Annotated in this window: 13 protein-coding genes; 8 read left to right on the top strand and 5 right to left on the bottom strand. The window is 61.2% G+C overall.

Annotated features, from left to right (window positions below; genetic code table 11):
- Position 1 precedes the first annotated feature (1 nt).
- From VII69_03475 to VII69_03465, 3 genes are read left to right on the top strand one after another with little or no spacing between them, the layout of a single operon-like run.
- A complete protein-coding gene (locus VII69_03475) occupies positions 2 to 313 on the top strand; it encodes a non-heme iron oxygenase ferredoxin subunit (GenBank protein HEY5094159.1) in 312 nt (103 codons plus the stop codon).
- Positions 310 to 1,578, top strand: coding sequence for a cysteine desulfurase (locus VII69_03470; protein HEY5094158.1), 1,269 nt, complete (start codon positions 310 to 312; stop codon positions 1,576 to 1,578). Before VII69_03475 ends, VII69_03470 begins: the two co-directional genes overlap by 4 nt.
- Entirely contained in the window at positions 1,575 to 2,006 is a 432-nt protein-coding gene (locus VII69_03465) for an SUF system NifU family Fe-S cluster assembly protein (protein HEY5094157.1), read from the top strand. The genes VII69_03470 and VII69_03465 overlap by 4 nt, the downstream gene beginning before the upstream one ends.
- A 127-nt stretch (positions 2,007 to 2,133) precedes the next feature.
- Here VII69_03465 and VII69_03460 read toward each other — a convergent pair whose 3' ends face one another.
- Complete coding sequence (locus VII69_03460; protein HEY5094156.1) at positions 2,134 to 2,466, bottom strand: YbjQ family protein; 333 nt, start codon at positions 2,464 to 2,466, stop codon at positions 2,134 to 2,136.
- A gap of 207 nt (positions 2,467 to 2,673) precedes the next feature.
- On the opposite strand from VII69_03460, the gene VII69_03455 reads away from it, so the two are divergent.
- Entirely contained in the window at positions 2,674 to 3,075 is a 402-nt protein-coding gene (locus VII69_03455; protein ID HEY5094155.1) for a VOC family protein, read from the top strand.
- Here VII69_03455 and VII69_03450 read toward each other — a convergent pair.
- Positions 3,063 to 4,472 carry a hypothetical protein gene (locus VII69_03450; GenBank protein ID HEY5094154.1) on the bottom strand — a complete coding sequence of 470 codons (1,410 nt, stop codon included), beginning with the start codon at positions 4,470 to 4,472 and terminating at the stop codon, positions 3,063 to 3,065. The genes VII69_03455 and VII69_03450 overlap by 13 nt on opposite strands.
- The gene (locus VII69_03445) at positions 4,432 to 5,727 is read right to left on the bottom strand and encodes an SUMF1/EgtB/PvdO family nonheme iron enzyme (GenBank protein HEY5094153.1); all 1,296 of its coding nucleotides are present in this window, start codon (positions 5,725 to 5,727) and stop codon (positions 4,432 to 4,434) included. Before VII69_03445 ends, VII69_03450 begins: the two co-directional genes overlap by 41 nt.
- Between VII69_03445 and VII69_03440 the strand changes: the two genes are divergently transcribed.
- Positions 5,726 to 7,048: a glutamate-cysteine ligase family protein gene (locus VII69_03440; GenBank protein ID HEY5094152.1), complete on the top strand. Its 1,323-nt coding sequence runs from the start codon at positions 5,726 to 5,728 to the stop codon at positions 7,046 to 7,048. The two genes, VII69_03445 and VII69_03440, sit on opposite strands and share 2 nt — an antisense overlap.
- 55 nt (positions 7,049 to 7,103) lie before the next feature.
- Here VII69_03440 and VII69_03435 read toward each other — a convergent pair whose 3' ends face one another.
- A complete protein-coding gene (locus tag VII69_03435; protein ID HEY5094151.1) occupies positions 7,104 to 8,078 on the bottom strand; it encodes a hypothetical protein in 975 nt (324 codons plus the stop codon).
- Positions 8,079 to 8,284: 206 nt separating this feature from the next.
- On the opposite strand from VII69_03435, the gene VII69_03430 reads away from it, so the two are divergent.
- A complete protein-coding gene (locus VII69_03430) occupies positions 8,285 to 8,653 on the top strand; it encodes a VOC family protein (GenBank protein ID HEY5094150.1) in 369 nt (122 codons plus the stop codon).
- A 13-nt stretch (positions 8,654 to 8,666) separates the two neighbouring features.
- Here the strand turns inward: VII69_03430 and typA are convergent, their stop codons facing one another.
- Entirely contained in the window at positions 8,667 to 10,505 is a 1,839-nt protein-coding gene (gene typA / locus VII69_03425) for a translational GTPase TypA (GenBank protein HEY5094149.1), read from the bottom strand.
- Positions 10,506 to 10,632: 127 nt separating this feature from the next.
- Between typA and VII69_03420 the strand changes: the two genes are divergently transcribed.
- Positions 10,633 to 11,316, top strand: a complete 684-nt coding sequence (locus VII69_03420; GenBank protein ID HEY5094148.1) for a hypothetical protein — start codon at positions 10,633 to 10,635, stop codon at positions 11,314 to 11,316.
- Positions 11,317 to 11,326: 10 nt separating this feature from the next.
- The gene (locus VII69_03415; protein HEY5094147.1) at positions 11,327 to 12,703 is read left to right on the top strand and encodes an MBL fold metallo-hydrolase; all 1,377 of its coding nucleotides are present in this window, start codon (positions 11,327 to 11,329) and stop codon (positions 12,701 to 12,703) included.
- Positions 12,704 to 12,722 lie beyond the last annotated feature (19 nt).

The following is a 12,722-nucleotide window of genomic DNA, read 5'->3' as shown; positions in this document are numbered from 1 at the left end:
CATGCCGCAGCTAGTCGCGGTCGGACAAGACAGCGAACTCGTCGAGGGCGCCGTCAAAGTCGTGGAAGCTGGCGGCCATCGCATCGCGCTCTGCAAGTTCGAGGGCTCCGTGTACGCGATCGACGACGTGTGCACGCACGATCGCGGTCCGTTGGACCAGGGCGAATTGATCGGCGGCGAGATCGAATGCCCGCGCCATGGCGCCCGGTTCGACGTGGCCACGGGACGGGCCACACGATTGCCGGCCATCCAACCCGTCCGCACGTATCCGGTGCGCGTCGATGACGGCATGATCAAGGTCGAGGTGGAATGAAAATGTCGGCTATCGCAGGACCCGCCGCTCAGCCCCTTACCGAAACGGATGTCGCGCGCATCCGCGCCGAGTTCCCGATCCTCAAGGAGCGGCCGCACGGCAAACCCCTGGTGTTCTTGGACAGCGCGGCGTCGTCGCAGAAGCCTATCCAAGTCATCGACGCGATGGACGACTACTACCGTCGCTATCACGCCAACATTCATCGCGGCGTCTATCACATCAGCGAATTGGCCACCGAGGCGTATGAAGAAGCGCGGCGCAAAGTGGCTCGCTTCATCGGCGCTCCGTCCGCCTCGGAATGCATCTACGTCCGCAACGCGACCGAAGCGCTGAATCTCGTGGCGTACTCGTGGGGCCGCCAGAATGTGCGCAAGGGCGATGCGATAGTTCTCACCGAGATGGAACACCATTCCAACCTCGTTCCGTGGCAGATCCTCGCGCAGCACACCGGAGCGTCGTTGCGATTCGTGCGTGTCGACGATGATGGACTGCTCGATCTTTCAAACCTCGATGCACTGCTCGATGGTGCGGCGCTCTTCGCGTTCACCGCGGTCAGCAATACGCTTGGGACGATAAACGACGTCGCCACGCTAACGGCGCGAGCGCGGGCGGCGGGCGCCGTCTCGGTCGTGGACGCGTGCCAAGCCGTGCCTCGGATGCCCGTCGACGTGCAAGCATGGGGATGCGATTTCGCAGCTTTTTCGGCGCACAAGATGTTGGGGCCGACCGGGGTCGGCATTCTTTGGGGCCGCAGAGAACTGCTCGACGCGATGCCTCCCTTCTTATCGGGCGGCGGCATGATCAACGTCGTGGGGCTCGAGTCATCGACGTACGCGGGTGTCCCTGCGCGCTTTGAAGCCGGCACTCCGGCGATCGCTGAGGCGGTCGGCCTCGGCGCGGCTGTCGACTATCTCGAGGCGATCGGCATGGCGCGAATCCACGAATACGAACTTCGATTGACCGAGTACGCGCTCTCGCGGCTTGCGCAGATGCCGGCGGTCACGGTCTACGGACCCTCGCTCGCCCATCGGACCGGCGTCGTATCGATGACCGTCGGCGACATCCACGCGCACGATCTGGCGACGATTCTCGACAGTGAAGGCGTATGCGTACGTGCGGGCCATCATTGCAATCAGCCACTGATGGAAAAGCTCGGCGTGGCAGCCACCGCCCGCGCGTCGTTCTACCTCTACAATACGCCGGCGGAAGTCGATGCGCTCGTCCGTGCGATCGATAAGGCCAAGTCCGTCTTCAAGATAAAATGAACGACTTCGGCGCCATGGACGAACTCTATCGCGACTTCATCTTGGATCACTATCGCAATCCGCGCAATGCGGGGACGTTGACGGATCCCGACGCGACCTTCGAGGACAACAACCCGCTGTGCGGCGACAAGATCCGGATGGATCTGCGCGTCGAAGATGGGAAAGTGACCGAGGTCAAGTTCGCCGGCCGCGGCTGCGCGATCTCAATGGCGTCGGCTTCCCTGCTCACAGAGCAGATCAAGGGGATGCCCTTGACCGAAATCGCGAAGATCGGCAAGGATGAAGTGCTGGCCAACGTCGGCATCAGCATATCGGCTGCGCGGTTGAAATGCGCGCTCTTGGGCATCAAAGTGCTTAAGCAGGCCTTGGCCATGAAATACGAACCGTCGCCGGAAGAAGAAGCGTTCCCCGACGGCCGCCCTTCGTAGCTCATGTAGGAGGGCAAGCCGTACTAGGGCAAGCATCGCTTGCCCCATTTTTTTATGGGCGAGCGATGCTCGCCCTAGTACAAGAGTGGGTGAGCTCTGCTCACCCTAGTACGGGTTGCTCACCCACCTACGCCGGTTCGAGCACCACGCCAGTGCCGTAACAAAGCACTTCCGTCGAGATACCGCCGGCGACTTCGGCGGCGTCGTAGCGCACGCCGATCAGCGCGTTCGCACCTATCACCTCGGCGTGTTGGATCATCAGCGAGTACGCCTCGGAGCGCGCCGCTTCACAGAGCTCGGTGTAGAGGGTGATGTTGCCGCCGAAGAGCGATTGAATCCCCGCACCGATGTTGCCGAAGATGCTCCGCGAGCGAACGGTGATGCCGCGAACTACGCCAAGTGTGCGCTGAATCTTATAACCCGGTATATCAAATCCGGTGGTAACTAGCCTATGGTCCACGTCAACATCCTTTTTTTGTCGCACCGCGCCTGAGCGAACGGGCGCCGGCAGCCCTCACATCCGGACGATATCGTCCGAAAGCGCTGCATTCAGGCAGGAACAAGCCGTTCCCGTTGTCGCAACTAGCGAGTGCGCTCCAAGTGGTACGCGCTGTTCGCTCGCGCTTTTTCAACCACTCGCTCTCAAGGAATGGATTCGTCCACAACTATGCCGGTACACCCGATCCACCATTTGACCATCGGCACCGACGCCCTGAAGGTCGCCAAAAAATTCTACGGCGCGCTTCTGCCCGCGCTCGGCTTCGATCTGGTCTTCGATAAAGACGAATCTTTCGGCTATCAGCGCGAAGGCTTTGAGATCATCATCGTCAGGGGCAAGAAGACGGCCGATGACCTTTACGACGGCGAAAAACGCGTTGGCTTCGATCACCTCGCGCTGAACGCGGATTCACGGACGAAAGTAGATGAGTGCCAGAAGCTCCTGGACGAGTTGGGCGCCGAAATCGACGACGAACCTTCGGTCGTGACCGACTACGGCGAAGATTACTATGCGATGTGGGTGCGCGACCCCAGCGGACTCCGCATCGAAGTGGTGTATCAGGGCGTCTGAGGAGCATCCGCCCGCGGGCAGATCACAAATGTCGGGATCGCCTGACCCCCGCGCGCCACGTTGACGATCGATGACGGGGAGAGGCGGGTAAGATATCCGCCCACTTCACCATTGCGAAAGATGAACGGATTGCAATCGGCGAGCAGCCGCTGAATCCGGTACCCGAGTTCCGGCGCATCGGGATCGAAGATCGGGAAGTCTTCGAAATGCGCGGTTGCGCGCGACTGGACCACGAAGCCGCCCGCGCGCGCAGCGCTCTCGACCGCAGCCCGCCACGAAGCGTCATCACATTCCCAACCCACGATCACATTTCGTCCGCCATAATCGTCATTGGGCTTAAGGACGAGCGAACTTCGATTTTCAACGGCATGGCCGACCGCGTCGCCGTCGAGCGACGATGTGTGCGGCACGAGCCGCGCGATTGCATCGAGTTGGTTTTCGTCGAACCATGTCCGCTTCGCCGGATCGCACATCATCGCGAGCGCCATCTTCTTGTGGGTGAACTTACACCGGAAAGAGCTTGCGACGCAGACGGCTCCATCGCGGTATGCGGCTGCGAGCGGATGTCGTAGGTCATAGTGGGCGAAGAAGTCGGCAACGAGCAATCGCCGATAGACGAGATCGACGTGCGACCCGCCGGCCCGCAGCTCCTTACCATCGTACGTGAGCTCCTCCGGCGAGCACACGGCTGCCTTCACGCCATGCTCGCCGAAATCGCGCGCGACGAGGTGGAATTCGGCGGTCGTCGGAGCCCCGGCGAGATCGACGATCGCCACGGTCGGGACCGGCGATGCATCCGGCGCTCGGCGCCGGCGAAATTCAGCCCATACCGAAAGCAACGACTCACGCAGACCGCGGTCGGCCGCGACGTGTTCGACGTCATACTCTTCCATGAAGCGCCGCATCACTGGGAGATCGCGAACGAGGTGCGCCTGACCGGCGTCGTAAGACATGCCCGCCGGACTATCCGCGTTATACTCCACGACTTGCACGCGTTCGTCAAAAAAAGTGTCGAGCCGTGAGACGGCGGTCGATCCTTCATAACCGGGGTCTACCGCCGCAAGCGCCGCTTCATCCGATGAAAGTCCGAGTTCTCGCGCGACCGAGGGGTCGTCAAGCGCGCGCCGCTCGATGACCGCGAACGCTGCCGACATGGCACGGACGGCTGCGCCTAGTTCAGCGACACGATCGTATGAGAGGAAAGCCGGCCGCAAGCTGCGGCACTGCGGCGACCCATCGAACGTAAGGCCCCGCATGCGCATCGCATCGCAGAAAGCGGCGATTATCTTCCGGTCGACGAGCGACGGGTCGGCACACAGCGCGTTGTAGCGATCGATCGCGCGCGTCAGCGCGGCGTCAGACGCCGTCGCGCGCGCAGCGGATTCCGAGGAAACCAAGGCGGAAATTGCGCCTGTAGAAATTGCGGAACGATGCGCGCAAAAGCGCCGGCGCGGTGAACCACGACCCGCCGCGTGCGACGCGGTGATCGCCGTCGAACCACAGCTCTGAGTATTCCGGGTACGGGTCGGCGCGGAAGCCGGGATAGCCCTCGAACGCAGACGATGTCCATTCCCAAAGATTGCCCGCGGCGTCGTGCAAGCCGGATTGCGCATCGCCAAGGGGATACGAACCGACCGGCGTGGTGGACCAAACGATGGCGGCGGCATTGGCAAGCTCGGGCGTGAACGCAGCGTCGCCCCACGGGAACGTGCGCCGGCGTTTAGCCGCGTCGTCCCACGCGGACGCAGCTTCCCATTCGAATTCGGTAGGTAAGCGTTTGCCGAGCGACCGCGCAAACGCGTCGGCCTCGAACCACGAGACGCCGGTAACCGGCGCGTCTTCGCGCAATGGGCCCTCATCGAAAAACCTGCGCTCGCGCCACGGCGGGCCGGACCAGCCGAGCGGATTTGCGATTTGTTCTTGCTCTTTCCAAGCCCATCCGTCGTCGCTCCACCATTCGCGCCGCGAGTAACCACCGCGATCGATGAACTCTGCATATTCCGCATTCGTCGTGAGATCGCGATCGATGCGAAAAGCGGCGATATCGATGTCGAACGGTGGAAGCTCGTTGTCGTATTCGAACGACGTGCCGTTGCCGCCGATGCGAAAGCGGACTGCGGGAATGGTTATTTCTCCGGCTGGCATCCGCCGCTTTCCTTGAACTGCGGGCGGCCCTGAATTCTTGAGCTGGTGCGGCATCGCGTTGATCAGCGCGGCGAGAGTCTCTTGATGCTGACGTTCGTGCTCCAGCACGAGATCGAAGACATAGCCATCTTTCAACAGCACGTTGTCCGAGCGCGCCCCATCGGTCTCTTCGAGCGCTCGTAAAACGTCTGCGCGCGTTTGATCGAGATAGGATTGCATTTCCGCGCGGCTTGGCAGCACGTCGGCCTGTTCGCGCGGCGTCTTGATGGGATCGAACAGCACGTCGTAACGCGGATTGATGCTCGGGCTACCGAGCGCTCGTTGGAGAACCCAATATCCCTCGAACGCGCCGATATGCGCGAGATGCCAAAGCACCGGCCGGAATCCGGGCAACGGCGCGCCATGGAGCACGGCCTCGGAGGTGGCAAGGTCGAAGAGTTGGAACGTCCGCGCCCTGGTCTTTGCGAGCGCGTCTTGGCGCTGCGTCACGGTCAGCGAAGCAATCATGCGCGATATAGTTGCCGATTCCGGCGGGTCCTTCCTCGCCCGTCCGCTGCGTGCGCCCAAAGTGGATGAGGCGGTCGAGTTTTTGCGCGCCGGCGCTAAGCCTCGCCCTGCTTGGTCGTCTGGCCTCGAACTCGAACTCATCGGTTTTGACCGTTCCAGCCTGCGGCGCATATCGCCCGAGCAGGTGCGCAGCATCCTCGAAAAATTGTGTCCTGATCCTGCGCAATGGGAATTGGAAGGCGCAGACATCGTCGCCGTCACGCTTCCCTCCGGTCGCATAACGCTCGAGCCCGGCGGTCAGATTGAATTTTCAGGATCGGCCCAAGGGACGCTTCACCGCATCGAGGCCGACCTGCGCGGTTATCTCGTCCAACTCGTCGGCGTGGGCCAATCGCTCGGCATAGATTTTTTGGCTGTGGGATTCGATCCGCTCCGGCGTCTCGATGAACAGCGCTGGATTCAAAAGCTGCGCTACGACGTCATGCGGCCCTACCTCCGCGAACGCGGGGCGCGTGCATGGGATATGATGACGCGGACGGCGTCAATTCAGACGAGCATCGACTACTGCGATGATGAAGATCTCGGCAAGAAGTTCGTCCTCGGCAACCGGCTAGGACCGATCGTCGCGGCGATGTTCGCAAATTCTCCCTTCGCCAACGGCGTTGCAACTGGCCGAAAGTCGGAGCGCTACGCCGCGTGGTTGGAAACTGACGCGGACAGAAGCGGCGTGCATTCAAGCGCGGTGATGCCTGAGTTTTCGTTGGCCGCATTCGTCGAGCGGGTCTTCGCGACGCCATTGATCTTTGTCAATCGCGGAGGAAGCGTCGAAGTTGGAGCCGGCAGAACGTTGCGCCAAGTCGAAGACGCGACCATTTCCGATTTTGCCGACGCATTGAGCACGATCTTCACCGAAGCTCGCATCCGGCCGGGTTATGTGGAAATGCGCAGCGCCGATAGCTCCTCGAGCGCCGATGCGCTCGCAGTCATAGCTTTGTGGAAAGGGCTCACGTGGGATGCGGCCACGCTCGACGCGGCGCTTGAGCTCGCGCCATCGCTCAATGCACAGGAGTTCGTTGAATTGCAGGGCGACATCGCGACACGAGCGTTGGCTGCCCGCGCGGTTAGCATCGACGTGCTCTCCGTTGCCCGCGCTGCGGGGGCGCTGGCCGCACAAGGATTGTCGCGCGTCGCGCCAGACGAGGCGCGGTACCTCGAGCCGCTTCTCTCGCGTCTGCACGACGGCGTCGCTCCTGCCGATATCATCTTGCGCGACAGCGGCGGCGACGTCGGGCGTGCGATGGCGGCGTGGCGGGTGGTGTGAAAAGTGCCCGCTAACGCCATGGATTCTCGTCCACGTCGGTGACCAGAGCCGCCGCTTACGGATCGACGGCGACTCCGGCGAGGATGCTATTGGTCTGGCCGCTTACGGTTCCGATGAGCGTACCGCCCGGATACGAGTACTCCTCGGTTTGGTCTCGGGACCCGTCTATGACAAACATATGATGGTCGTGCCTGTTGATCGCCATAGCATCTGGAAAACCGATGAGCGGAAATGTCGACGGGTTTGGATTGGGCAATTCGAATGTATCGGCGGTGAGCGCCATCGAATCGATAATCAACAAGTCGCCATTATCGTCCCAAGCCATTCCGCCCGGAAATTTCAATATCACGCCCGAAACGCGATGTTGAGCGGCGCACGCCCCGGCCGGACACGAAACTGACCATACGTATCCCTGGAGAATATGGAGATCGACGTCATCGAAGTAGACGATGCCGTTTTTCTTGATGGCGATGTGGGCGCCTTGGTAAGAGTGCGTCTCAGGAAAATTTCCGACAAATGTGCCGCCGTTCGGCCCCGCGGTCCACGTCGATATTGACCCTTCGTCTTTGGTGAAACTGATGTAATTGGCCGCCATGACGGTGCCGTCGCCGGCTACTGCGACGTCGTTCGGCAATTGACCGGTGGGGTCGGTATACGTGTCGTATGGGTCTGCGTGGCCCCTATGAAAAACCAGGACGTTGTGGCCTCCCTGATTCGCGACGTAAAGGTCGTGAGTCGCCGGCCGGACGTAGAGTCCCGTCGGAAATCTCAGTGACGATGAGGCGATCTGGCCGCACGGCGCCTGACCGACAAAGCTTCCGACATAGACGTTGACGACATTGTAGAAGAGATCGGAAACGTACTTGATTGAGCCGGTCGCGGGGCATGAATAGTAGCTCCCGAGGTGCCGGTTGCTCACCGCCGAGTACGGCACCGGCGCCACGGCGGAGGTCCCGATGGTCGAGCAGGCGGACAACGGAGCCATCGCAACGACTGCGATCAGTGTCCGGAACTTCGCGGAAACTTGCATTGATGTACTCACGATCGACGGAGCAAAATTTGCACCGACCTTCTTTGTTCCTCATCGCTGCCTGCAAGCATTCATTTGCCGCTAATCTGCGGCATTGTGCGCTTTCCATATGGATTCGCTTTCGACGAAGCTCTTGACAGGTCTCAGCCCGCGGGCATCCGAACACCGGGCGCTCATTGCACCGCATGTTGCGCAGAGGAGTGACCATGCCGCGTCCGACGCATTTCGAAATTCCATCCGACAATCCGCAGAAGGCAGCCGATTTCTACACCAAAATCTTTGGTTGGAAGATCACCAAGTGGGATGGCCCGACGGAGTATTGGCTGGTCTCCACAGGCGACGCATCGGAGCCCGGCATCGATGGCGGTCTCTTGAAACGCCGAGATCCCGTGCAGCCTTGTGTCAATACGATCACGGTGCCCGACCTGGAAAAAACAATGGGGACTATTTTGTCCTCGGGCGGCACGATGTGCGTGCCGAAGATGGCGATACCCGGAGTTGGCTGGCTCGCCTACTTCAAGGATCTCGACGAAAACATTTTTGGTGTGATGCAGCCCGACGGAGCGGCGAAGTAAGGACTGCCGTCCGTCAGGCTTTGCCCGCCGCCGCGCGTTGACGCCCAGCCATGCGTGCTTTCTTGCGCCCCTCTTCGTGGAGAAAGCGTTTGCGTAGTCGAAGTGACTTGGGCGTGACCTCAAGCAGCTCGTCGTCCTCGATGAATTCGAGCGCACGCTCCAGCGACATCTCGTCGGGCGGCGGCAGATTCGGAGCGTCGTCGGAGCCTGATGCCCGCATGTTGGTCAGCTTTTTCATCTTGCAGACGTTCACGACGATGTCGTCGTCGGTCTTGCCGCGTCCGACGATCATGCCTTCATAGACTTCCGTCTGCGGGTGGATGAAGAACGTCCCACGCGCCAGCAAATTGTCCAGCGCATACGCTGTGACCGTACCGGTTTCTGCGCTGATGAGTGCGCCGACACTGCGGCGCGGGATCTCGCCTCCCAAGGGCTGATGATCGTAGTACGTGTGGTTGATGACCGCGGTGCCGCGCGTCAATGTGAGCAGTTCGCCGCGTAGTCCGAAGAGCAAACGCGTGGGCATGGTGTACTCAAGCCGGCGCTGCGAGCCCATCGTGATCATGTTCAGCATTTGCGCGCGCCTTCGCCCCAAGGCCTCGATGACCGCGCCGGCATGATCTTCGGCCACGTCGACCACGACGTACTCCACTGGTTCTAGCTTTTTCCCATCCCGCTCGATCAACACGACTTGCGGTTTGGAGACGCCCAGTTCGTAGCCTTCGCGGCGCATGGTCTCGATCAACACGGACAAGTGAAGTTCGCCCCGTCCGGAAACGCTGAACGTGTCCGGCGAGATAATGGGCGCGAGGCGCAACGCGACATTGCTCTCGAGCTCGCGCTCGAGCCGGTCTTTGATGTGACGGCTCGTGAGATACTTGCCGTCGCGCCCGGCGAAAGGACTCGTGTTCACGAGAAAATCAACAGAGACAGTGGGCTCGTCGACGAGAACCGCATCCACAGCTTCAGGATTGGCTCCATCGGCAAGCGTATCGGCGATGTTCACGCCCTCGACGCCCGAGATCGCCACGATGTCGCCCGCGCGAGCTTCCGCGAGTTCACGCCGCTGTAGGCCGTAGAACTCCAAGATCTTGGTCACGCGGTGCGTCGTGGTTCCATCGCGACGGATCCGGGCGACGGAATCCCCCGGATGCACGACGCCCCTGAAGATGCGCCCGATCGCGATGCGGCCTACATACTCGTTGTGATCGATGTTCGAGACGAGCATCTGAAAGGGGCCTTCATCGTCACCGGGCGGCTCGGGGACGTGAATGAGGATCTGCTCCATGAGCGGGCGGAGATCGACGCCTGGAACGTCGAGGTCACTTGTGGCGGTTCCGGCGCGGGCATTTGCATAGATGACCGGAAAATCGAGCTGGTGATCCGCGCAGCCGATGTCGATGAAAAGCGCGAGGACTTCGTCGAGCACTTCCTTCGGACGCGCATCTTTGCGGTCGATCTTGTTGATGACCGTGACCACCGGCAGATCTTGTTCGAGGGCCTTGCGCAACACGAAACGAGTTTGCGGCAACGGACCTTCGGCAGCATCGACGAGCAAAAGCACGCCGTTGACCATTTGCAGCACGCGCTCGACCTCGCCGCCGAAGTCGGCGTGGCCGGGCGTGTCGACGATGTTGATCTTGGTCTCGCCCCAGAGTATGCCCGTGTTCTTGGCAAGAATGGTGATGCCGCGTTCGCGCTCGATCGGATTCACGTCCATGATGCGCTCGCCTTGAGCGGTAGGGTCGCGAAAGACACCGGTCTGGCGGAGCATGCCGTCGACCAGCGTGGTCTTGCCGTGATCGACGTGAGCGACGATGGCGATGTTGCGAATGTCCGGACGTGTGCGCATTACCAAGACATATACGACTTTAACGCACGAACGACCCGTTGACAACTCGACTTTCGTCGTTCGCAGGCAGCCCGCTATGGCTGACAGAAAGGCCGGGCATCTAAGCGATGAAGCGGAAACGTGCACGATGATCGATTCAGAGAGCGACAATCCGACGCGTCAAGAGTTGCGCCCGTATACGGGCGATGTGGCGCCCGACGCCGACCCATCGTACGATCCCGATCACGATCCGACCGTCCGCGCGATCGGCGTGATGGGTGCGGCCGGCGGCGAACTTCTGCCGGAGATACGACGGCGATGCTACGTATTAGGAGCCGCCATCGCACGAGCCGGCTGCGTTCTGGTCACGGGCGCATGTCCTGGACTTCCCTACGACGCCGCGCGCGGCGCACGCGATTCCGGCGGTCTCTCCGTCGGCGTTTCGCCGGCGCTCTCGCGCAGCGAACACGTCAACAAATATGAATCGCCCGTCGATGCGTACGATGTCATCATCTACACCGGCAGCGGGCTCATGGGTCGCGAAGTCCACAATATCCACTCCTCCGACTTTGTCGTGATCGCCGGCGGCCGCTCCGGAACGCTTGGCGAGTTCTGCATCGCATACGACGAAGGCAAACTCATCGGCGTGCTGACCGGCTCGGGCGGCATCGCGGACGAACTGAAGTCGATCGTACCGAAACTGGGCAAGGCAACCGGCGCGCTCTTGGTCTACGAATCCGACCCCGAAGTGCTCATCAACAGTTGTATCGTCGCATACCGAGATTCGCACTACTTACGTCCATCCACGTTTGTCGAAGAGAAGACGGCCTAGAAGGAACCAGATGGCAACCATCACTTTCATCGGCGCTGCCGGCGTCGTCACCGGCAGCAAGCATCTTATTGAGACAACCGAAGGCAAACGCGTCTTGCTCGATTGCGGCATGTATCAAGGCATGCGCGATCTCGAAGCACGGAACTGGACGCCCCCGCCCGTCGATCCGAAAACCGTCGACGCGGTCATCGTATCGCACGGCCACCTCGATCATTGCGGTTATCTTCCCGCCCTCGCCCAAGCGGGTTTCTCCGGGCCGATCTATACGACGCCGGCCACGATCGAAGTGGCCTCTCTCGTCTTGCGAGACTCGGCGCATCTGCAACAAGAAGAAGCATTGCGCGCGGCCAAACACCCCGATCGCAGGCTGCACACGACGCCGCTCTATACCTCAGCGGACGTCGATAAAGTCGCCTCCCTCTTCGAGCCGGTCAATTACGGCGAAACTCGCGGCGACATCGCCGGCATGACGTTCAAATTGAACGATGCAGGCCACATCCTGGGCTCGGCAATCATCGAGGTCTGGTTCGACAAGAAAAAGCTGACGTTCACCGGCGACCTTGGCCGATATGGACGACCGCTGCTCAACGACCCGACACCTATCGCGGAGAGCGATTTCGTCCTATGCGAGTCGACCTACGGTGACCGCATGCATCCGGAGACCGATCCGCAGGCGGATCTTGGCGACACGATCAACGCAGCGATCAAGCGTGGAGGCGTCCTGGTCGTGCCGTCGTTCGCGGTTGGCCGGACGCAAGAATTACTTTACGCGATCGGCCAGCTCCAATCAACGGGCGCGATTCCTAAACTGAAGGTCTTCGTGGATAGCCCGATGGCGATCGCTGCAGACGCGATAATGGAGCGTCACCCCGAAGCCATGCGATTCAATCCCAAGGCGCGTTTTGGTCCAGCGGACGAGAGCCTCGGCGCGCAGTTCGTCAAGACGACGGTCTCGGCACAAGAATCGATCGCGCTCAACGATATCGCTTCGAACGCGGTGATCATCTCCGCGAGCGGCATGGCGAGCGGCGGACGGATCCTCCATCATTTGCGAAACCGGTTGCCGCGCCGCAACGATACCGTGTGCTTTGTCGGATTTCAAGCGCCGGGCACGCTCGGTCGAACGCTTCTCGGCGGCGCGCCGACCGTCCGCATCTTCGGCGTGCCGGTTCCCGTCGCCGCGCACGTAACGCATATCGATGGGTTTTCAGCCCACGCGGACCGCGGCGAACTACTGCGCTGGTTTGGTTACTTCACCAACAAACCGCGCGCGTACATCGTTCACGGTGAGCCGGTGGCGGCGGAGTCTCTTTCGGCGGCGGTCATGGCGAAATGCGGCATCAACGCGACGCCGGCGCGAGCCGGCGAGAAAGTCGAGATACCGTAGCGCAATCGAGTCTTGAGAA

This window comes from Candidatus Eremiobacteraceae bacterium, assembly GCA_036511855.1.
Classification (GTDB): domain Bacteria; phylum Vulcanimicrobiota; class Vulcanimicrobiia; order Eremiobacterales; family Eremiobacteraceae; genus JABCYQ01.
Note: the sequence above shows the minus strand (reverse complement) of the source record. Positions and strands in the feature narration are given on the sequence as shown.

Bases quoted from the DNA above. Each gene is read 5' to 3' on its own strand.
- VII69_03430 (HEY5094150.1), top strand. From the start codon at position 8,285: ATGCCGCGTCCGACGCATTTCGAAATTCCATCCGACAATCCGCAGAAG.
- VII69_03420 (HEY5094148.1), top strand. From the start codon at position 10,633: ATGATCGATTCAGAGAGCGACAATCCGACGCGTCAAGAGTTGCGCCCG.
- VII69_03465 (HEY5094157.1), top strand. From the start codon at position 1,575: ATGAACGACTTCGGCGCCATGGACGAACTCTATCGCGACTTCATCTTG.
- VII69_03470 (HEY5094158.1), top strand. From the start codon at position 310: ATGAAAATGTCGGCTATCGCAGGACCCGCCGCTCAGCCCCTTACCGAA.
- VII69_03415 (HEY5094147.1), top strand. From the start codon at position 11,327: ATGGCAACCATCACTTTCATCGGCGCTGCCGGCGTCGTCACCGGCAGC.
- VII69_03445 (HEY5094153.1), bottom strand. From the start codon at position 5,727: ATGATTGCTTCGCTGACCGTGACGCAGCGCCAAGACGCGCTCGCAAAG.
- VII69_03440 (HEY5094152.1), top strand. From the start codon at position 5,726: ATGCGCGATATAGTTGCCGATTCCGGCGGGTCCTTCCTCGCCCGTCCG.
- typA (HEY5094149.1), bottom strand. From the start codon at position 10,505: ATGCGCACACGTCCGGACATTCGCAACATCGCCATCGTCGCTCACGTC.
- VII69_03455 (HEY5094155.1), top strand. From the start codon at position 2,674: ATGCCGGTACACCCGATCCACCATTTGACCATCGGCACCGACGCCCTG.
- VII69_03475 (HEY5094159.1), top strand. From the start codon at position 2: ATGCCGCAGCTAGTCGCGGTCGGACAAGACAGCGAACTCGTCGAGGGC.
- VII69_03435 (HEY5094151.1), bottom strand. From the start codon at position 8,078: ATGCAAGTTTCCGCGAAGTTCCGGACACTGATCGCAGTCGTTGCGATG.